Origin of the sequence: Rhizobacter sp. SG703, assembly GCF_012275445.1 — a bacterium.
Classification (GTDB): domain Bacteria; phylum Pseudomonadota; class Gammaproteobacteria; order Burkholderiales; family Burkholderiaceae_C; genus Rhizobacter.
The window spans coordinates 165,672-185,101 of the sequence record NZ_JAAZQK010000013.1; the positions used below are offsets into that span (position 1 = coordinate 165,672).

The 19,430-nt window shown below is 69.5% G+C and carries 20 protein-coding genes; 8 read left to right on the forward strand and 12 right to left on the reverse strand.

Features of this window, described 5'->3' with window-relative positions; translation table 11 throughout:
* Positions 1-15: 15 nt before the first annotated feature.
* Together FHT26_RS25095 and FHT26_RS25100 are read right to left on the reverse strand one after the other, a co-directional pair.
* The gene (locus FHT26_RS25095) at positions 16-2,841 is read right to left on the reverse strand and encodes a response regulator (RefSeq protein WP_168562816.1); all 2,826 of its coding nucleotides are present in this window, start codon (positions 2,839-2,841) and stop codon (positions 16-18) included.
* 103 nt (positions 2,842-2,944) lie between these two features.
* Complete coding sequence (locus FHT26_RS25100; RefSeq protein ID WP_168562817.1) at positions 2,945-3,697, reverse strand: heparan-alpha-glucosaminide N-acetyltransferase; 753 nt, start codon at positions 3,695-3,697, stop codon at positions 2,945-2,947.
* Between the two features lie 211 nt (positions 3,698-3,908).
* Here FHT26_RS25100 and FHT26_RS25105 point away from each other — a divergent pair, with 211 nt between their 5' ends.
* The 5 genes from FHT26_RS25105 (at position 3,909) to FHT26_RS25125 (ending at position 9,362) form a co-directional block, all read left to right on the forward strand.
* The gene (locus FHT26_RS25105) at positions 3,909-5,132 is read left to right on the forward strand and encodes an ABC transporter substrate-binding protein (RefSeq protein ID WP_168562861.1); all 1,224 of its coding nucleotides are present in this window, start codon (positions 3,909-3,911) and stop codon (positions 5,130-5,132) included.
* Between the two features lie 110 nt (positions 5,133-5,242).
* Positions 5,243-6,124, forward strand: a complete 882-nt coding sequence (locus FHT26_RS25110) for a carbohydrate ABC transporter permease (protein ID WP_210427580.1) — start codon at positions 5,243-5,245, stop codon at positions 6,122-6,124.
* 22 nt (positions 6,125-6,146) lie between these two features.
* Entirely contained in the window at positions 6,147-7,004 is an 858-nt protein-coding gene (locus tag FHT26_RS25115; protein WP_168562819.1) for a carbohydrate ABC transporter permease, read from the forward strand.
* A gap of 28 nt (positions 7,005-7,032) precedes the next feature.
* On the forward strand, positions 7,033-8,100 hold the full coding sequence (locus FHT26_RS25120) for an ABC transporter ATP-binding protein (RefSeq protein ID WP_168562820.1): 1,068 nt from the start codon (positions 7,033-7,035) through the stop codon (positions 8,098-8,100).
* Positions 8,101-8,153: 53 nt separating this feature from the next.
* The gene (locus tag FHT26_RS25125) at positions 8,154-9,362 is read left to right on the forward strand and encodes an AGE family epimerase/isomerase (protein ID WP_168562821.1); all 1,209 of its coding nucleotides are present in this window, start codon (positions 8,154-8,156) and stop codon (positions 9,360-9,362) included.
* 55 nt (positions 9,363-9,417) lie between these two features.
* On the opposite strand, the gene FHT26_RS25130 is transcribed toward FHT26_RS25125, so the two are convergent.
* The 7 genes from FHT26_RS25130 to mnmH form a co-directional block, all read right to left on the reverse strand.
* Positions 9,418-9,951, reverse strand: a complete 534-nt coding sequence (locus FHT26_RS25130; RefSeq protein ID WP_168562822.1) for a hypothetical protein — start codon at positions 9,949-9,951, stop codon at positions 9,418-9,420.
* Positions 9,951-10,133: a hypothetical protein gene (locus FHT26_RS25135; protein ID WP_168562823.1), complete on the reverse strand. Its 183-nt coding sequence runs from the start codon at positions 10,131-10,133 to the stop codon at positions 9,951-9,953. Before FHT26_RS25135 ends, FHT26_RS25130 begins: the two co-directional genes overlap by 1 nt.
* 135 nt (positions 10,134-10,268) lie before the next feature.
* Positions 10,269-11,084 carry a phosphonate ABC transporter, permease protein PhnE gene (gene phnE / locus FHT26_RS25140; protein ID WP_168562824.1) on the reverse strand — a complete coding sequence of 272 codons (816 nt, stop codon included), beginning with the start codon at positions 11,082-11,084 and terminating at the stop codon, positions 10,269-10,271.
* Positions 11,081-11,908 (reverse strand): PhnE/PtxC family ABC transporter permease, encoded by an 828-nt coding sequence (locus FHT26_RS25145; protein WP_210427581.1) that lies wholly within the window; start codon positions 11,906-11,908, stop codon positions 11,081-11,083. The genes phnE and FHT26_RS25145 overlap by 4 nt, the downstream gene beginning before the upstream one ends.
* A gap of 11 nt (positions 11,909-11,919) precedes the next feature.
* A complete protein-coding gene (locus FHT26_RS25150; RefSeq protein WP_168562826.1) occupies positions 11,920-12,750 on the reverse strand; it encodes an ATP-binding cassette domain-containing protein in 831 nt (276 codons plus the stop codon).
* A gap of 5 nt (positions 12,751-12,755) precedes the next feature.
* Complete coding sequence (locus tag FHT26_RS25155) at positions 12,756-13,637, reverse strand: putative selenate ABC transporter substrate-binding protein (RefSeq protein WP_168562827.1); 882 nt, start codon at positions 13,635-13,637, stop codon at positions 12,756-12,758.
* Positions 13,638-13,687: 50 nt separating this feature from the next.
* On the reverse strand, positions 13,688-14,734 hold the full coding sequence (mnmH, locus tag FHT26_RS25160) for a tRNA 2-selenouridine(34) synthase MnmH (protein WP_168562828.1): 1,047 nt from the start codon (positions 14,732-14,734) through the stop codon (positions 13,688-13,690).
* A gap of 54 nt (positions 14,735-14,788) precedes the next feature.
* Here mnmH and selD point away from each other — a divergent pair, with 54 nt between their 5' ends.
* On the forward strand, positions 14,789-15,844 hold the full coding sequence (gene selD / locus FHT26_RS25165) for a selenide, water dikinase SelD (protein WP_168562829.1): 1,056 nt from the start codon (positions 14,789-14,791) through the stop codon (positions 15,842-15,844).
* A 9-nt stretch (positions 15,845-15,853) separates the two neighbouring features.
* Here selD and FHT26_RS25170 read toward each other — a convergent pair whose 3' ends face one another.
* Positions 15,854-16,753 carry a LysR family transcriptional regulator gene (locus FHT26_RS25170; protein WP_168562830.1) on the reverse strand — a complete coding sequence of 300 codons (900 nt, stop codon included), beginning with the start codon at positions 16,751-16,753 and terminating at the stop codon, positions 15,854-15,856.
* Between the two features lie 85 nt (positions 16,754-16,838).
* Here FHT26_RS25170 and FHT26_RS25175 point away from each other — a divergent pair, with 85 nt between their 5' ends.
* Both FHT26_RS25175 and FHT26_RS25180 read left to right on the forward strand, forming a co-directional pair.
* Complete coding sequence (locus FHT26_RS25175; RefSeq protein WP_168562831.1) at positions 16,839-17,285, forward strand: GlcG/HbpS family heme-binding protein; 447 nt, start codon at positions 16,839-16,841, stop codon at positions 17,283-17,285.
* A gap of 52 nt (positions 17,286-17,337) precedes the next feature.
* Positions 17,338-17,751: a YybH family protein gene (locus FHT26_RS25180; protein ID WP_168562832.1), complete on the forward strand. Its 414-nt coding sequence runs from the start codon at positions 17,338-17,340 to the stop codon at positions 17,749-17,751.
* A 6-nt stretch (positions 17,752-17,757) separates the two neighbouring features.
* Here FHT26_RS25180 and FHT26_RS25185 read toward each other — a convergent pair whose 3' ends face one another.
* Complete coding sequence (locus tag FHT26_RS25185; RefSeq protein WP_168562833.1) at positions 17,758-18,450, reverse strand: penicillin-insensitive murein endopeptidase; 693 nt, start codon at positions 18,448-18,450, stop codon at positions 17,758-17,760.
* Positions 18,447-19,430 carry an FAD:protein FMN transferase gene (locus FHT26_RS25190; RefSeq protein ID WP_246868096.1) on the reverse strand — a complete coding sequence of 328 codons (984 nt, stop codon included), beginning with the start codon at positions 19,428-19,430 and terminating at the stop codon, positions 18,447-18,449. The genes FHT26_RS25185 and FHT26_RS25190 overlap by 4 nt, the downstream gene beginning before the upstream one ends.

Below are 19,430 nucleotides of genomic sequence, written 5' to 3' on the forward strand. Positions count from 1 at the left end.
TCGCCTTGTTCGTTGTCAGGCCGTTCGTGCCTGTCGCGGCCGGCCCTTGGCCAGCGCCCGCCTCACCTCGGCCAGCAGGCTGGCCGGCTGGAAATCGGATTTTTCCATCACCTGCTGCACGCGCCCGCTCAGCAGCGCCCGGTCCTGCACCGTCAGCAGCTTGGCGGTCAACACGATGATCGGGATGTCGGCGGTGTCGCTGCGCCCGCGCAGCGCCTCGATCACGTCGAAGCCCGACAGCTGCGGCATCATCAGGTCGAGCACGATCAGCGCCGGCCGCTGCTGGCGCACCACCTCCAGCGCCTCGCGGCCGCTGTAGGCCAGCATCGGCACGAGGCCGGCCGACTTCAGGTGCTTGCCGACCAGCGTGACGGCCTTCGGGTCGTCGTCGACCACCAGCACCCGCGCCGCCGGCAACTGCCCGTCCAGCCCGACCGCCGCCAGCGCGGCCAGCAGGTCGTCCTTCGACACCGGCTTGGTCAGCACCTGCGACGCACCGAGCGCGAAGCCGCGCCGCGCCTCGGCGGTGATCGACACGATGACGACCGGGATGTGCCCGGTCTGCGGCTGCTCCTTCAGCTGCGACAGCAGGTCCCAGCCGTCGCGGCCCGGCAGGATGATGTCGAGCACCAGCGCGGCCGGCATCAGCGCCGCGGCCCGCGTCAGGCCGTCTTCGGCGCTGCGCGCGACCTCGACGCGGTAGCCGTCGGATTCGAGCTGCGCGCGCATCAAGGTCGCGGTGCGCGGGTCGTCCTCGACGATCAGGATCAGCGGCGCATCGGGAGCGGCCTCGCGCGACCCGCCGTGCGACGCCGGCAGCGCCACCGGCTCGGGCAGCGGCGGCTCGCGCTGCGTCTCGTCGGCAGCCGGCCGCCACGGCAGCCAGACCACGAAGGTGGTGCCGACGTTCGGCGTGCTGCGCAGCATCAGCCCGCCGCCATGCAGCTCGACCAGCCGCTTGACCATCGTCAGCCCGAGGCCGGTGCCCTCGTACTCGCGCGACAGCGACGAGTCGATCTGCACGAACGGCTGGAACAGCCGCCCGATGCCGCCGGGCGCGATGCCGATGCCGGAATCCTCGACGCGGATCTCCAGGAACGACGCCAGCGTGCGCTCGGCCGGCCGGAAGACGCGCGTGTCCTGCGCCTCGAGCACGCCGTCGACCTCGGCGCGCGCCACCCGCTTCATCGCGAGCGTGACCACGCCGCCTTCGGGCGTGAACTTGATCGCGTTCGACAGCAGGTTGAAGACGATCTGCTTGGACTTGCGCAGGTCCAGCTGCAGGCTGCCGAGGTCCGGCGCGCACACCGCGTTCAGCCGCAGGCGCCGCGTGGCCGCCTTCTCGCGCATCAACGAGACCGCGCTGGTCATGATGTGCGACGGCTCGGCCGCGCCCAGCTCCAGCGGCATGTGCCCCGACTCGACCTTCGACAGGTCGAGGATGTCGTTGATCAGGCTCAGCAGGTGCTTGCCGCTGACGTGGATGTCGTTCGCGTACTCCCGCTGCTCGGCGTTCAGGTCGCCGGCGAGGCCATCCTTCATCAGGCCCGAGAAGCCGATCACCGCGTTCAGCGGCGTGCGCAGCTCGTGCGACATGTTGGCGAGGAACTCGCTCTTCATGCGGTCGGCCTTCTCGAGCTCGGCGTTCTTGACCTGGATGTCCTCGCCGCGAACGCGCAGCTGCTCGGCCAGCAGGTTCAGCTCCTGCAGCTGGCCGAGGTTGTGCAAAGCCACCGCGAACTGCGCGCACAGCCGCTCGACGAAGCCGCGGTCGCGGGCCGACAGCGGCGCCGCGGCCGCCAGCGCGAGCACGCCGATCAGACGCCCCTGGTAGCTGACCGGGCAGACCAGCAGCGCGGCGGGGTGCAGCGATGCGAGGCCGGTCTCGATGCGCAGTCCGCTGGCCGCATCGAAGTGCTCCAGGTATGCCGGCTTGCCGCTGCGCGCCACTGCGCCGACCACGCCATCGTCGATGCGCAGCACGCTCTTCAGGTCGGCCGGCGCGTTGTGCCGCGCCACCGTGCGCAGCACGCCGCCCCATTCCTCGTGCTCGTAGAACACCGCCACCGGGAACAGCGGGTTCTCGCCGATCAGCGCCAGCGTCTCGGCCAGCACCACCTCGCGCGTGGCCTGCGCGTTGTAGAGCGTCAGCGCGCGGGCGTGCAGCGCGTCGTAGCGGCGCTCTTCGCCGACCGCCTGCTCGGCGCGCTGGCGCGCGGCCCAGTCGAGCCGCAGCCGCCATGCGATCGCGCCCAGCAGCAGCACCAGCGCGACCAGGAACACGATGAAGGTGGTGACGGTGGATTGCGAGCGCTGGTCTTCGACGGCTTCACGCTCGGCGAGCAGCCGGCGTTCCTCGGTGTTGATCTGGTCGAGCAGCGCGCGCACGCGCTCGAGGCGCCGCACGCCGCGCGAGAGCCGCTCGTCGAGCGCCTGCGGCGTCTCGTTCGGCTGCAGCGTTTCGTTCTCGTGGAAGACCTGCACGCGCGCCGCGATCTCGCCGCGCAGCTCCGCGACCCTCGCCTGCTGCTGCGGGTTGTCGGCGGTCAGCCACGAGAACTGGCGCAAGCCGGTGTCGATGACGGCCAGCGTGGCGTCGCGCTCGTCGAGGTACACCGGGTTGCGGCTCGCGATGAACGCCCGCTGGGCCGCCTCGCTGCGGTAGATGTCCGACTGGATGTCGGAGGTCACGCTGATCACCTGGTGCGTGTGGCTGACGAAGCTCGAGGCCTCGAGCGTCTGGCGTGCGAAGTTCCATCCGATACCGGCGAGGGCGAGGATGGCAGCCACTGCCACCAGGAAGCCCGCGGTCGCGAGCTGCTGAACCGACAAACGCGTCATCCGTTCTCCGTTTGCGCGCCGACGGAGGCGGCGAAGAGCGAGCGCCCTGTGTATCACAGGTCGACCGCTTTCGCCTGCGGGCGCGTCCTGGGCGGCGTGTAGGTTAGCGGCGCAAAGTCGTCGCGAGCAGCAGCAGGCCGATCAGCACCGGCTGGTGGACCATGTAGAAGCTCAGCGACCAGCGCCCGAGCACCGCGAACGGATGCAAGCCCTTCGGCAGCGCGCCGGTGACCCATTCGCGCCGGTTCGCGAGCACCCATTGGCCGGCGGCCAGTCCCCACCACATCACGCCGATCCACGGCAGCACCGGCACGTAGTCCTCGGTCACCGGCTTGTGCGTGATCAGGCCGACCCAGTTGGTCAGGCGGGTGTCGAAGAACGGCAGCTGCACCAGCCGGGGCAAGGCGATGGCGATGGCGCCCATCGGCCACAGCCAGCGGCCGGCGTTCGCGGTCACGCGCGTGACGATCAGCATCAGCGCGATGCCGTGCAGCACGCCGAAGTAGATGAAGCTGCGCGGGAACATCAGGTATGAGCCGGCGCTGACCAGCAGCGCGCAACCCGCCACCTGCGCCCAGCGGCGCCAGAAGCGCGGCCAGCGCTGGCCCTGCTCCCACGCCACCGCCTGCCCGAAGCCGGCGCAGAACAGGAACAGCGTGACGATGCAGGTGCGCTGCACCAGCCAGAACGGATCGGTGGTGAAGCTCTGCCGGATGAAGTGGTAGTAGTTCAGGTCGAAGCAGAAGTGGAACGCCGCCATCCACAGGATGGCGACCGCGCGCAGCGCATCGAGGCGGTCGAAACGGGAAGGCGGGGCAGGCGGCGCAGGTGGCGCAGACGTGGAAAGCGGGTTCATAGGGCTCGGGATTGTGCAAGAGCCGGGTGCGCGCCCGAATGTCCGACCCCGGGAAAGTCCCAGGTTCATGTTCTATTGTTAGAACATTAATGAAACATTAACATCGCGCTCGCTTGCCGATCGGCTTGATTCGTCAGGCTTCATAAATCTGATCCCCCAGGAGACATGCATGTCGATTTCCCAACGTACCGTGCGCGGCTTGAGCCTCGCGATGATGGCCGCCGGCCTGATGACTGCCACGCTGGCGCAAGCCGGTGAGGTCGAGGTCCTGCACTGGTGGACCTCGGGCGGCGAAGCCAAGGCGGCTGCCGAGCTGAAGGCCACGATGCAGGCGAAGGGCCACACCTGGAAGGACTTCGCGGTTGCCGGCGGTGGTGGCGATTCGGCGATGACGGTGCTGAAGTCGCGTGTCGTGTCGGGCAATGCCCCGGCCGCGGCCCAGATCAAGGGCCCGTCGATCCAGGAATGGGCCAAGGAAGGCGTGCTCGCCAACATGGACGACGTCGCCAAGGCCAACAAGTGGGACGACCTGCTGCCCAAGGCCATCGCCGACGGCCTGAAGTACCAGGGCCACTACGTCGCCGCGCCGGTCAACGTGCACCGCGTGAACTGGCTGTGGGTCAACCCGGAAGCCTTCAAGAAGGCCGGCGCGAAGGTGCCGACCACCTGGGACGAGTTCTTCGTCGCCGCTGAAGCGCTGAAGAAGGCCAACATCATCCCGATCGCCCACGGCGGCCAGAACTGGCAGGACTTCACCACCTTCGAAGCCGTCGCGCTGGGCGTCGGCGGCACCGAGTTCTACAAGAAGGCCCTGGTGCAACTCGACGCCGGCTCGCTGAAGAGCGCGACGATGGACAAGGTGCTGACCACCTTCCGCAAGGTCAAGGGCTACACCGACAAGAACGCCCCGGGCCGCGACTGGAACCTGGCGACCGCGATGGTGATCAAGGGCGAAGCCGGCATGCAGATCATGGGCGACTGGGCCAAGGGCGAGTTCCTGGCTGCCGGCAAGGTCCCGGGCAAGGACTTCACCTGCGTCGCCGCCCCCGGCACGTCGAAGGCCTACACCTACAACGTGGACAGCTTCGCGCTGTTCAAGCTGAAGGACCCGGCGAACCAGAAGGCCCAGCAGGACCTGGCCGCCGCGATCATGTCGCCGGAATTCCAGGAAGTGTTCAACCTGAACAAGGGCTCGATCCCGGTTCGCCTGAACATGGACCTGAAGAAGTTCGACGACTGCGCGAAGACCTCGGCGGCCGACTTCGTGTCGACCTCGAAGTCCGGCTCGCTGGTCCCGTCGATCGCCCACGGCATGGCCGTTCCTTCGGCCGCCGAAGGCGCGATCAAGGACGTGGTGTCGCAGTTCTGGAACGACGACAAGATCACGTCGGCCCAGGCTCAGGACCGCCTGGTCGCTGCGGCGAAGACGAAGTAAACAGCGCCAGCTGATCCCGCTGTAAGCCTCGGACGGCGCCCACTCGGGCGCCGTCTTCCTGTTGCACGGGGATGGCGCACCATTCGCGTCTCACCCCGGTTTGCCCATCCATGAAATCCTCCCCCTCTGTCCGCCTCAGCCAGTGGATGCCCAAGCTGGTCGTCGCTCCGTCGTTCCTGCTGGCCTTCTTCTTCATCTACGGCCTGATCGCCTGGAACGGCTACCTGTCGCTGTCGGCCTCGCGCCTGCTGCCCAACTACGAATTCGTCGGGCTCGCGCAGTACACCAACCTGTTCGAGAGCGAACGCTGGTGGGTCGCGCTGAAGAACCTCGGCATCTTCGGCGGCCTGTTCATCTTCTTCGGCATGGCCATCGGCCTGCTGCTGGCCATCCTGCTCGACCAGAAGATCCGCGTCGAAGGGGTGCTGCGCACCATCTACCTGTACCCGATGGCGCTGAGCTTCATCGTCACCGGCACCGCCTGGAAGTGGATCCTGAACCCCGGCCTCGGCCTCGAGAAGGTCATGCAGGGCTGGGGCTTCGAGAACTTCCATTTCAGCTGGCTGATCGACCCCGACATGGCGATCTACACCGTCGTGATCGCCGGCGTCTGGCAGAGCGCCGGCTTCGTGATGGCGCTGTTCCTCGCCGGGCTGCGCGGCATCGACGACTCGATCCTGAAGGCCGCACAGATCGACGGCGCGAGCCTGCCGCGCATCTACTGGCGCATCATCATCCCGAGCCTGCGGCCGGTCTTCTTCAGCACGCTGATGGTGCTGAGCCACCTGGCGATCAAGAGCTTCGACCTGGTGATGGCGCTGACCGCCGGCGGCCCCGGCTACGCGACCGACCTGCCGGCCACCTTCATGTACACGATGGCGTTCTCGCGCGGCCAGATCGGCCTGGGCGCGGCGTCGGCCACGGTCATGCTGGCCACGGTGGCGGCGCTGGTCGTGCCCTACCTGTATTCGGAACTGCGCGCCAAGCGCTGAGCGGCCGCTGAGAGAACAAGACATGGGAAACAAATTCAACTGGCACCGCGCAGCGCTGTGGTCCGTGCTGCTGCTGTTCGCGCTGGTCTTCCTGATGCCGATGTACGTGATGCTCACGACGTCGCTGAAGGACATGAACGAGGTGCGCGAGGGCAACCTGCTGTCGCTGCCCTCCTCGCCCGGCTTCGCGTCGTGGGCCAAGGCCTGGGCTAGCGCCTGCACCGGCATCGACTGCGGCGGCCTGAAGCCGTTCTTCTTCAACTCGGTGCTGATGGTGGTGCCGGCGGTGATGGTCTCGACCTCGCTGGGCGCGATCAACGGCTACGTGCTGAGCAAGTGGCGCTTCCGCGGCAGCGAGTTCATGTTCGCGATGATGCTGTTCGGCATGTTCATGCCGCTGCAGGTGGTGCTGCTGCCGATGTCGCAGGTGCTGGGCTGGTTCGGCATCGCAAGCTCGATCTGGGGGCTGGTGGCGGTGCACATCATCGCCGGCCTGCCGTCGACGACCCTCTTCTTCCGCAACTACTACGTCGGCCTGCCCGACGAGCTGGTCAAGGCGGCGATGCTGGACGGCGCCGGCTTCTGGCGCATCTTCTGGCGCATCGTGCTGCCGCTGTCGACGCCGATCCTGGTGGTCACGCTGATCTGGCAGTTCACGAACATCTGGAACGACTTCCTGTTCGGCGTGGTGTTCTCGGGCGGCGCGTCCAAGCCGATCACGGTCGGCCTGAACAACCTGGCCAACACCTCGAGCGCGGTGAAGGAATACAACGTCGACATGGCAGCCGCGATGATCGCCGCGCTGCCGACGCTGTTCGTCTACATCGTCGCAGGCAAATACTTCGTGCGCGGCCTCACGGCCGGCGCCGTCAAGGGCTGAACGGCCCGGGCTTCACAGAGAAAACGTCATGGGTGCACTTTCAATTCGCAACGTCCGCAAGAGCTACGGCCCGGTGGAGATCCTCAAGGGCATCGACATCGAGGTCGAGAACGGCGAGTTCCTGATCCTGGTCGGCCCGTCCGGCTGCGGCAAGAGCACGCTGCTGTCGATGATCGCCGGGCTGGACACCCCCACCACCGGCACCATCCACATCGCCGACCGCGACGTGACCTACGCGCTGCCGAAGGACCGCGACATCGCGATGGTGTTCCAGAGCTACGCGCTGTACCCGAACATGAACGTCGGGCAGAACATCGCGTTCGGTCTGGAGATGCGCAACGTGCCGAAGGCGCAGCGCGAGGAGGCCATCCAGCGCGTCTCGAAGATGCTGCAGATCGGTCACCTGCTCGACCGCAAGCCGGGCCAGCTGTCGGGCGGCCAGCGCCAGCGCGTCGCGATGGGCCGCGCGCTCGCCCGCAACCCGAAGCTGTTCCTGTTCGACGAGCCGCTGTCGAACCTGGACGCGAAGCTGCGCGTCGAGATGCGCGCCGAGATCAAGCTGCTGCACCAGCGCACCAAGACCACGACCGTCTACGTGACGCACGACCAGGTCGAGGCGATGACGCTGGGCGACCGCATCGCGGTGATGCGCGACGGCCTGGTGCAGCAGTTCGGCACGCCCGACGACATCTACTCGCGCCCCGCGACCCGCTTCGTCGCCGAGTTCATCGGCTCGCCGGCGATGAACATCATCGACAGCCAGCGCGCGTCCGACGGGCTGGCCGCGCAGGGCGTGGCGCTGCTGCTCAACGATGCGCAGCGCGGCGCGCTGCAGGCGGCGAACGCCGCCGGCATCAGCTACGGGCTGCGGCCGGAGAGCCTGTCGTTCGCCGAACAAGGCCTGCCGGGCACCATCAGCATGCTGGAGCCGACCGGGCCGGAAACGTACGCGATGGTCGACACCGCGGTCGGCAAGCTGACGGCGCGCGTGGCCGGCAAGGTGCACCAGCATGTGGGCGACAACGTGCACCTGCGCTGGCAGCCGGAAGATGCGCACCTGTTCGACGCGAAAAGCGAGCAGCGCGTGGTGGGATGAGGCGCGTGGTGTGACAGCGTGAGCGCCTGCAGGGCGCGGCGAGGAGGCAGGACATGACACCGATCATCGACTTCCGCTCACCCGACTTCCTGCGGCGGCACATCCTGCACACGATGGCCTTCTACGAGGGCCACGGCCGCGACCCGAGTGGCGGCTTCTACCATTTCTTCAACGACGACGGCACGGTCTGCGACCGCGAGACGCGCCACCTCGCCAGCAGCGCGCGCTTCGCGATCGACCACGCGATGGCGGCACGGCACTTCGGCCGGCCGGAATGGCGCGAGGCCACGCGCCACGGGTTGCGCTTCCTGCGCGATGCGCACCGCGACGCCGACACCGGCGGCTACGCCTGGGTGGTGCGCTGGCATGGCGCCGGCGGCAACTACGGCGAGCGCGACGTGCTCGACGCGACCAACCACTGCGATGGCCTGGCCTGCGTGCTGCTGGCGCATGCCCAGGCGCTGATGGCCGGCATCGACGACGCGCGGCTCGGGCTGCACGAGACCTTCGGGCTGATGGAGCAGCACTTCTGGGAGCCGGCGCACGGGCTGTATGCCGATGAAGCCAGCGCCGACTGGAAGCTCGCGCCGTACCGCGGGCAGAAGGCGAACCTGCACGCTTGCGAGGCGATGCTGGCGGCCTTCGAGGCGACCGGCGAGGGGCGGTTCCTGGACCGGGCGCAGACGCTGGCGCACTCGGTGACGCAGCGGCTGGCCGGGTTGGCGCAGGGGCTGGTGTGGGAGTACTACCGGCTCGACTGGTCGATCGACCGGGACCAGCACCGTGACGACCAGGGCCTCGTCCGGCCGTGGGGCTTCCAGCCAGGACACCTGGCCGAATGGGCCAGGCTGCTGCTGATGCTCGACCGGCACCGGCCGAGCGATTGGCTGCTGCCGCGCGCGCGGGAGCTGTTTGCCGCGGCGACGCAGCACGGCTGGGATGCGAAGCACGGCGGGCTGTTCAGCGGCTTCGCACCGAACCACACGGTGTGCGACAGCGACAAATACGCCTGGGCGCACGCGCAGACGCTGGCGGCCGCCGCCTGCCTGGCGGTGCGCACCGGCGAAGGCGGGTACTGGGATTGGTACGACCGCGTCTGGGACTACAGCTGGGCGCACTTCGTCGACCACCAGCATGGGGGCTGGTACACCGTTCTGTCGCACGACAACCGGAAGTACAGCGACGGGAAGAGCCCGACAGGGAAGACGGATTCCGACACGATGGGGGCGTGCTACGACGTTCTGGTCGCTGTCGAGGGGTGAATTTCGCTTCGCGCGCGTACGGGGCGACGAGCGGGGGCTGGGTCGGTCCCGGGCATCAAAGAATCAGGTCGGCGACGCGGACGAGACCCAGCAGCACGGCGTTCACACCAGCGTGCAGGGCGAAGATGAACCAGAACCGCGACGGGAGCGGGACGCCCTTCGCCTTCAGGACGAAGAAGCAGTGGACGAACCAGACGAACGGCCAGGCAACTGCGATGGATTTCTCCCAGCGGTCGGGGTAGGCGTGCGCAAGAACCACCGGTGCCGCCGCAATCAGGCAAACGAGCCAGTGCGAACGAACGACCAGCGAAATCAGATGCGCCGGGTACAGCAGGAAGCAGTTCTCGACCAACGGCGCAAAGACGCAGAGCAGGAACACCGCCCGCAGCCAGTGAACGGTTGCGAATGTCTCGACGCTTTCAGGAGCGGGTGACGCGGAAAAGACGAGGCTGAGAACTTCTCCGATCAGCAGGCTCGGAAGCAAGCAAACAAGCAGGTTTGCAACGAAAGAGGAAGCGGATATTTCAATGGGAACGACGCCCGCTGAAATGGGACCGGAAGCACGAAACACGTCCGGCCCCTTCTTCATCAGAACATGTCGCCCATCGGGGTCGTGTTCCCATAGTTGGGCGGCTGACCATTCGATGCAAATTGAGACAGCGCGCCTGCGGCCTTCTCAAGGCCGGCCCAGATCGCTGCGGAAACCACGCCGTCGCGTAGACCACCTGAGCCAGACACCAGCTCGATTTCTTCTTCAGTCAGTTCTTGCATGAGCTCTCCAAATCGCTAGAGACAGTACCGGCTGCCACCGTACATCGCTCGCCTTTCCAGGCTGCGGCGCAGTGTAGAAATCCGGCCCCGTTGGGGTCAACCGGTCCAGATGAACCGCTTGCGAGCAGACGAAGTTCAGCGATTCAACGCTCGCCGCGCGGCGAACGACAGCGCGTCGACGAGCCCCACCAGCGCGATCATCGCGAGCAGCACCGTGCAGGTCTCGTGCATCTGGAACAGGCTCAGGTGGAAGTACAGCATCTGGCCCAGGCCGCCGGCGCCGACCACGCCCAGCACGGCCGCGGCGCGGATGTTGTTCTCCCAGCGGTACAGGCTGTACGACAGCAGTTGCGGCAGCACCTGCGGCAACGTGGCCCACAGGAAGACGCGCAAGCGATCGGTGCCGCGCACCCGCAGCGCCAGGGCCGGACCGGGGGCGGCGTTCTCGATGCTCTCGGCGAACAGGCGGCCCAGCACGCCGGTGGTGTGCAGCGCCAGCGCCAGCGTGCCGGGGAACGGGCCGAGGCCGGCGGCGATCAGCAGCAAGGTGGCCCACACCAGCTCGGGGATCGAGCGCAGCGCATTCAGCAGCAGGCGCGCGCCGGCGTGGAGCACGCGCGCGGCGGGCCCGCCACGTGCGCTCGCGGGCAAGGCCAGGCCCAGCCCGGCCAGCGCGGCGAGCACCGTGCCCAGCAGCGACATCGCGAGCGTCTCGCCGGCGGCACCGAGCGTGCGGCGCAGGAAGGCGGGCGATGTCTCCGGTGGAAAGAAGCTCGCGCCGAACGACACCAGCTTCGCCAGTTCGGCCGGTGCGAGGAAGTCGCGCCAACGCAGGTCCAGCGTCGCGAAGCTGGCGACCACCAGCGCGAACACGCCTGCCAGCACCAGCAGGCCGCGGCGGCGTGTCGACGAGGGCGGGGATGGCGGCCATGGCGGTAACAGCGCGCTCATCCCATCACCCGCCGCAACACCGCGCTGACGCGATCGCTCAACCACACCAGTGCGATGAACACCAGCAGGATCGCGCTCACATCGCGGCCGGCAAAGACCTTCGCGGCACTGTCGAGCAACTGGCCCAGGCCGCCGGCACCGACGAAGCCGAGCACCACCGACGACCGGATCGCGCATTCCCAGCGGTACACCGTGTAGCTGACCAGCTCGCCGGCGCACTCCGGCAGCGCGCCGAAGCACAGCGCCTGCAGGCGCCCGCTGCCGTTGCGCAGCAGTGCGTGCGTCGACGCGCCATCGCTGCTCTCGAGGATGTCGGCATACACCTTGCCGAGCATGCCGCCGTAGGTGATCGCGATGGCCAGCACCCCGGCGGTCGGACCGAGTCCGACCACGCGCACGAACAGCAGCGCCCACACCAGCTCGGGGATCGACCGCAACACCACCAGCGTCCAGCGCACCAGCTGGCGGCAGGCCGCGGGCCACCGACCCATCGGGGTGGCCAGCGCGCTCAGCGACAGCCGCGAGGTCGCGAGCAGTGCCAGCGGCACCGCCGCCAGCCACGCCAGCGCGAGTCCGGCCGTCGCGATGGCCACCGTGCGCCAGGTCTCGCGCAGCAGTTCGGCGAGAAAGTCCGCGTCGTGGCGCGGCGGCACGAAATCGGACACGAACTTCCAGCTCGCGCCCAGGCTGCGCGCGTCAGCCAGCGTGGCGGGATTGAACTCGGTCCACACCAGCAGCGGCCAGGCCAATACCGCTGCCACCAGCAGCAGCGACACCCGGCGCAGCACTGCCGGGTCGCGCTGCGCGGCAGCGGTCGTGCGCATGGCGTAGTCCATCAGCGGCACATGCTTTCGGGCAGCAAGTTGATCGCCGGGGAGGCGTCGCCCGGCTCCGGCGCCGCCGGCACCTCGCCGGCATACAGCTCGCGCAGCGCGGCATCGTCCAACCCCGCAGCCGGGCCGTCGTATACGCAGACGCCGGCACGCAGCGCGACGATGCGCTCGAAGCGCTCGCGCGCCACGTCCACCTGGTGCAGGCTGCAGACCAGCGTGCGGCCGTCGCGCCGCGCGGCGCCGAGCAGCGCATCGATCACGCCGCGCGCCCGCGTCGGGTCGAGCGCCGACAAGGGCTCGTCGACCAGCCACAGGCCGGCCTGCGAGACGAGCGCACGCGCCAGCCCGACGCGCTGCCGCTCGCCGCCCGACAGGCGATCGACGCGCAGCCACAGCTTGTCGGCCAGGCCGAGCTCCGCGAGCGCCGCCTGCGCGAGCCCGGCGTCGCGCGGACTCCACAGCGTGCGCAGGCTCTGCAGCAGCCCCATCGCCGGCAGCCGCCCGGCCAGCACCGCCGTGACGACGCGCTGGCGCGGCGGCAGCGGCGGCACCTGCGGCGCGAGGAACAGGCGGCCGCGCAGCCGGCGCAGGTCGCGCGCCGGCATCGCCCACGGGTCGCGTCCGAACAGCGACACGCTGCCGCCCGCCGGCCGCACCGCGCAGGCCAGCGCCATCAGCAAGCTGGTCTTGCCGGCGCCCGACGCGCCGATCACCGCGACCTGCTCGCCGGCCGCGATGCGCAGGTCCAGCCCGCGCAGCGCGAGGCCGGGCACGCCCGGCGCGGCCGGGGCCGACAACGCGCGCAGCTCGACGGCGGGGGCGGCCGCGCCCACGTCCTTCACTTCAGCAGGCCGGCGTTCTCTGCCGCGGCCTTGATGCCGACGTAGTTCTCGGGCTTGGTCGCGACGAAGCGGGTCGCGCGCTGCAGGCCCAGGATCTCCTTGCCTTCCGGCGTGGCCGGATCGAGCGCGAGGAAGGCCTGCTGGATCTTGTTGCGCAGGTCGGCCGGCATGTCGGCATGCACCGTCCAGTTGTAGTCGTAGTAGGCAGGCGTCGTGAAGAACACCTTCACCTGGCTGGTGTCGACCTTCTTGTCGGCGACGAACTTCTCCCACACCGAGATGTTCAGCGCGCCGGCATCGACCTTGCCGCTCGCCACCGCGGCGATCGTCGCGTCGTGCGCGCCCGAGAAGCTGACCCGCTTCAGGTCGGCATCGGGGTTGATCTTCGCGGCCAGCAGGAAGCTGCGCGGCATCAGGTGGCCCGAGGTGCTCGATGCCGAGCCGAAGCTCAGCGTCCTGCCCTTCAGGTCTTCCAGCTTCGCGATGCCGCTCTTTGCATCGGTGATGAAGACCGAGCGGAAACGCTCGTCTTCCTCGCGCTGCACCAGCGGGATCACCTTGCCGTTCGAGCGCACGTTCGCCTGCACGAACGTGAAGCCGCCGAACCAGGCCAGGTCGATCTTGCGGTTGACCACCGTCTCGACGGCGGCCGCGTAGTCGGTCACCGGCGTCCACTCGACCTTCAGGCCGAGCTTGGCTTCGAGGTACTTGCCGAGCGGCGCGAACTTGCGCGCCAGCTCGGTCGGCGATTCGTCGGGGATCGCGGTGACGCGCAGCACGCCGGGCGTCGCGGTCTGTGCCATCGCGGTGCCGGCGGCCAGCGCCAGCGGCACGGTCAGCGAGAGGGCGGCGATCAGGCGTTGGATCGAAAAGGTCATGTCGGGTCCTGGAGGTTCGGGGAAAGAGGAAAAAAATCGGCGCGAAGCGCTCAGGGCAGCGACGCGACTCGCCGTGCGAGCGCCGCGATGCCGTCGGGCGAGAGGTCGTCGGCCTCGACGCGCTGCGCCTGGCCGATGCGTTCGAGCTGCCGCCCCTGCGAGCGGGCGTACAGCGGATCGTAATGCTGGGCCATCAGCGCCTCGAACAAGGGTGGCAGCTCGCGCTGCAGTGCCCACGCCTGCCAGGCCGCCAGCGTCTCCTTCGGCAGCAGCTCGCGCAGGCCGCCGAGCTTGTCGGCCAGTCGCTGCGGGTCGTCGCCAAGCCAGGCGTAGTCGCGCAGCAGGTAGGCGAGCCGTGCCTCGCGGGTGGCTGCGATCTCGACGAGGGGGCTGGCCCGCAGCCGCTGCAGCAGCGGCTCGGGCACGGTGAGCCGGCCGATGCGACGGCTTTCGGCCTCGACCCAGATGCGGCGCGACGGATCGAGCGCATCGAGCGCGTGCAGCAGCTGCGTCTCGAAGCCCTTCTGCGACGGCTGCTCGGTGCCGGGCAGGTCGCCGAGCACCGAGCCGCGGTGGGCGGCCAGCGCCTCCAGGTCGAGCACCTGCTCGCCCTGCTGCGCCAGCGCATGCAGCACGCGCGTCTTCGCGCTGCCGGTCGGGCCGCACAGCACGCGCAGCGGCAGCGCCGGCGCGCGGCGGGCCAGTTCACTGATGACATGCGCGCGCCACGCCTTGTAGCCGCCCTTCAGCTGCTGCGCGTCCCAGCCGACCAGCCGCAGCCAGTTGACGAAGCTGCCGCTGCGCATGCCGCCGCGCCAGCAGTACAGCAGCGGGCGCCAGTCGCGCGGCTTGTCGCGCATCAGCCGGTCGAGGTGGTCGGCGATGTTGCGGGCCACCATCGCGCCGCCGATCTTGCGGGCCTCGAAGGCGGACACCTGCACGTAGGTCGTGCCGACGATGCGGCGCTCGTCGTCGCTGAGCACCGGCCAGTTGATCGCGCCGGGAATGTGGTCGAGCGCGTACTCGGCCGGCGTGCGCACGTCGATCAGCACGCTGAAGGACGACAGGTCTTCCACCGTGGTGGGCTTGTGGCTCATCGGCGTGCCCCCGACGGTTTCACCTTCGACAACGATTTGATCGACACTTCAGAGATGACCGAACCCATCCGACTCACTTCCTTCTCGCACGGCGGTGGCTGCGGCTGCAAGATTGCACCCGGCGTGCTGGCCGACATCCTGGCGCGCGCCCCGCAGGGCCTGGTGCCGCCCGAACTGATGGTGGGCACCGAGACCGCGGACGACGCGGCCGTCTACCGGCTGAACGACCGGCAGGCGCTGGTGGCCACCACCGACTTCTTCACGCCGATTGTCGACGACCCGCGCGACTTCGGCCGCATCGCGGCGACGAATGCGATCTCCGACATCTACGCGATGGGCGGCACGCCGATCATGGCGCTCGCGCTGGTCGGCATGCCGCTCGACAAATTGCCGCCGGCCGTCATCGGCGCGATCCTCGAAGGCGGCGCGAGCATCTGCCGCGAAGCCGGCATCCCGATCGCCGGCGGCCATTCGATCGACGTGCTGGAGCCGATCTACGGGCTGGTCGCGCTCGGCCTGGTGCACCCGGACCGCGTGCGCCGCAATGCCGACGCCCGCGACGGCGATGTGCTGGTGCTGGGCAAGCCGCTGGGCGTCGGCATCCTGTCGGCCGCGCTGAAGAAGGGCCTGCTCGACGCCGACGGCTACGCCGAGATGCTGCGCCACACGACGCAGCTGAACCGCGTTGGCAGCGAACTGGGCGCGCTCGACGGCGTGCACGCGATGACCGACGTGACCGGCTTCGGGCTGGCCGGCCACCTGCTGGAGGTGTGCCGCGGCTCCGGCCTGGCCGCGCAGCTCGACCTGCCGGCCCTGCCGTTGATCGAATCGGCCGCGGCGCATGCGCGCCACGGCATCGCGACCGGCGCGTCGGCCCGCAACTGGGCCGGCTATGGCACCGACGTGACGCTCGCACCCGAGGTGCAGCCATGGCAGCAAGCGCTGCTCACCGATCCGCAGACCAGCGGCGGGCTGCTGGTGAGCTGCGCGCCCGAGGCCGCGGCCAAGGTGCTGGAGCGATTTCACGCCGCAGGGTTCGGTCAGGCGGCGGTGATCGGGCGCATGCTGGCGGGTGCGCCGCGGGTCAGCGTGCGGATGGCCCTCGACTGAGGCGCGTCATCACATCAGCGCTTCGAACTTCCTCGCCAGAAAGTCCACCAACGCCCTGACCCGCCCCGGCACGAAGCGGCTGCTGGGCAGCAGCGCGTGCAGCGGGTAGGGTTCGGTTTCCCACTGCGGCAGCAGCGGCACCAGTGCCCCGCTGCGCAGTTCGGCGCGGATGTCGATCTGCGACTTCAACATCACACCGGCGCCGGCCACCGCCCATTCGCGCACCAGCGACGCATCGTCGGCGCTGCGGTCGCCCTTGACGCGCACGTCGACCCAGTGGCCGTCGCGGCCGAAACGCCAGCTGCGGAAGTTGCGGCCGCTGCGGTCGAAGGTCAGGCAGTTGTGCTGCTGCAGGTCTTGCGGCGTCTGCGGCGCCGGGTGCCGGCGCAGGTAGTCGGGCGACGCGCACAGCACCGGGCGCGCCGGTGCGAGCAGCCGGGCCACGAGCCGTGAATCGGCCGGCATGCCGTAGCGCAGCGCGACGTCGACATCGTCGCGCACCACGTCGAGCGGACGGTCCCCGACCGACAGCGACAACTGCAGCCCCGGATGCGCCGCCAGGAACTCGCTGAACCACGGCAGCAGCGTCGTGCGCGTCAGGTCCGACGGCGCCGCGACGCGCAAGCTGCCGACCAGCGCACCGCGCTCTTCCGTCACCTGCGATTCGCCCTCGGCCAGCAGCTCGAAGGCCCGCGTCGCGTAGCCGAGCAGCGTCTGCCCTTGCGCGGTCAGCCGCATCGCGCGCGTGGAGCGCTCGAACAGCCGCGTGCCGAGTTGCGTCTCCAGCCGCTTCAGCATCGCACTGGCGGCCGCCGGCGTGATGCCGAGGGCCCCGGCTGCCGCCGTCAACGAGCCGCCCCGCGCGGTCTGCAGCAGCACTTCGAAGTCGGCGATATTGTCAACCTTCATTTGAAATTGATACTTTCTGCGCAGCCTTATCAATCGAAGCTTGCGATTCTAGAGTGCGGGCCTCATCCACCAGAATCCCATCGCCATGACCCGACCCCAAGCGCCCCTCACCGTTGCCTCCTCGTCGATCGCCCGCGAAGCCGCGGCCCGCCTGATCGACGCCGCCCGTGCCGCCTGCGACGACATCGGCATCCACGCCACGATCGCCGTCACCGATGCCGCCGGCCACCTGAAGGCGCTGGACCGCAGCGACAGCGCTGCGTTCCTGACCGTCGACGTCGCGGTCGACAAGGCCTGGACCGCCGCGTCGTTCGGCCTCGGCACCCACGTGTGGCGCGACATCGTGCAAGACCCGGCCGTCGCGCAGCTTGCACACCGGCCGCGGCTGGTGGCCGTCGGCGGCGGCTGCCCGATCGTCCACGAAGGGCGCGTGGTCGGCGGCATCGGCATCTCCGGCGGCAATGCGCTGCAGGACCAGCAGGCCGCCGAGATCGCGTTGAAGACGCTGGGTTTCGAGGTCGCGACCGCCTGAGCGCCGCCACCTCATGAAACCCCTCCACTCCCTCGCCTCGATCGCCCTTGCCATGACCTTGCTGAATGCCCCGCTCGCCGCTGCCGCGGCCGACGCGGCCACCGACCCGGTCGCCGCCACCACCGACTTCTTCGCGAAGATCAGCGCGAAAGACCTCGACGCCGTCGCGCGCTACCTGCCCGCTGACGGCTTCACCGAGACCGTGCCGGAATCGAAGGCGCTGCTGCACCTCGACGCGAAGGCCTTCGACGGCCTGTTCAAGTCCGGCCGGCAGATCGACCTGCGCGTTGCCGACCTGGCGCTGCAGCTCTTCGGCGACACCGCACTCGTGACCGGCACGCGGCTGGGCGGTATCGGTGCGCCGAATGCCGCCCCGGCATCGGGCCGGCTCGCGTTCACGGCACTGTGGACGCGTGCGCCGTCAGGCTGGCAGCTGCGCCACCTGCACCTGTCGGCGCAGCCCTGAGGCAGCTCACGCGAGCGGCGCGCAAGTCATGCGGAAATCGACGTGGTAGTGCTCGTCGTGCCGCACCCACGCGCGGCCCTTCATGAAGTTGACGTGCTCGCGCAGCCAGTCGCCACGCGGCGTGGCCAGCAGCATCGGCAGGTACGGCGGATCGAAGATCACCATCGCGAGGCCGGACCCGTGGCGCCGTGCCGATTCGGCGAGCTGGAACAGGTGCTCGGCGATCGCCGCGAAGTCGATGCGCAGGTCGTCGAAACACCCTGCCGCATCGAACTCGATCGAATAGCCGAGCTTGTTCGTGATCCCCGTCGGCAGCGGCACCGACACGCCGGCCGCATTGCGCACCGGCACGAAGAAGTCGACCGACAGGCCGTTCTGGTGGCTGCGGTGCGGGCGGATGCGGCCACCGCCCGCCCAACCGGTCTCGCCGTAGACGAACACCGTGCCGGGCAGCGCCGTCGCGAGCTGCGCATAGGCGTCGACGACGATGTCGCGCACCGTCGCATGCACGTGCGTGCGGCCGGCCGTCACGCCGAGCCGGCTGTAGGCCGAGAAGTTCGCACCATCCGCCGGCAGCGTCACGCCGCCCTCGAGCCGGCCCTGCGCCACCTTGCCGAAGCAGCGGCTCGCCGCCCACGACGGGCCCACGGCCGTCGCCGCCCAGCCCGCGAGCAGGGCCCGCCGACGCAGGCGACTCATGGCCGGACGCTCGCGCTCTCGCCGCGCTGCCAGATCTCGTGCCGGTGGATGCCACCCTGCGCATCGACCGCCAGGTAGCCGACGTTCTGCGACTGCAGGAACGGCAGCGCGTCGCGCTGCAGCAGCATCGCGATCGTCGTCAGCGCGCCGGCCGCCAGGCAGGCCGGCGCGACCACGCTGACCGATTGCCAGTGCGACACCGGCCGGCCGTCGCGCGGATCCAGGATGTGGCAGTAGCGCACGCCGTCCTGCTCGAAGAAGCGCTCGTAGTCGCCGCTGGTAGCAAGCGCGCCGTCGGCCAGGTCGATGCGGGCGATCAAGGCGCGCTCGTGCCGCGGGTGCTGCACGCCGAGCACCCACGGGCGGCCATCGGGTCGCGGGCCGACCAGGCGGATGTCGCCGCCCAGGTTGACCATGCCGTGGCGCACGCCGCGCGACTGCAGCAGCGTGGCGGCGCGGTCGGCGGCGTACTCCTTGCCGAAGCCGCCGAAGTCGAGCTCCATGCCGGCCATCGGCAGCTCGATGCGGCCCACCTGCCCCGGGCCGCGGCGCTGCCAGCGCAGCCGCTGCCAGCCGACGCGCGGCAGCAGCTGCGCCAGCTGACCGTCGGCGGGCTGGCGGCCGGCCTTGAAATCCCAGGCCTGGCGCAGCATGCCCGAAGTGATGTCGAACAGCCCACCGCTGCCGGCATGCAGCTGCGCGGCGAAATCGAGCAGGTCGGCCGTTTCGACGTCGACCTCGACCGGCTGGCCGCTGCCGGCCGCCGCGTTGATGCGCGACACCACGCTCGCATCGCGGTAGCGCGAGAACTTCGATTCGATGCGCTGCACCTCGGCGATCGCCTCGCGCGCCAGCGGTTCGGCCTGGCGGCGGCCGAGGCCGGCGATGCGCACCTCGCACTCGCAGGCCATCGCGCTGAAGCCGAAGCCGAGGTCGTCGGCTTGCGCCTCGGCGCGCGCCGACATCGGATGCATCTGCAT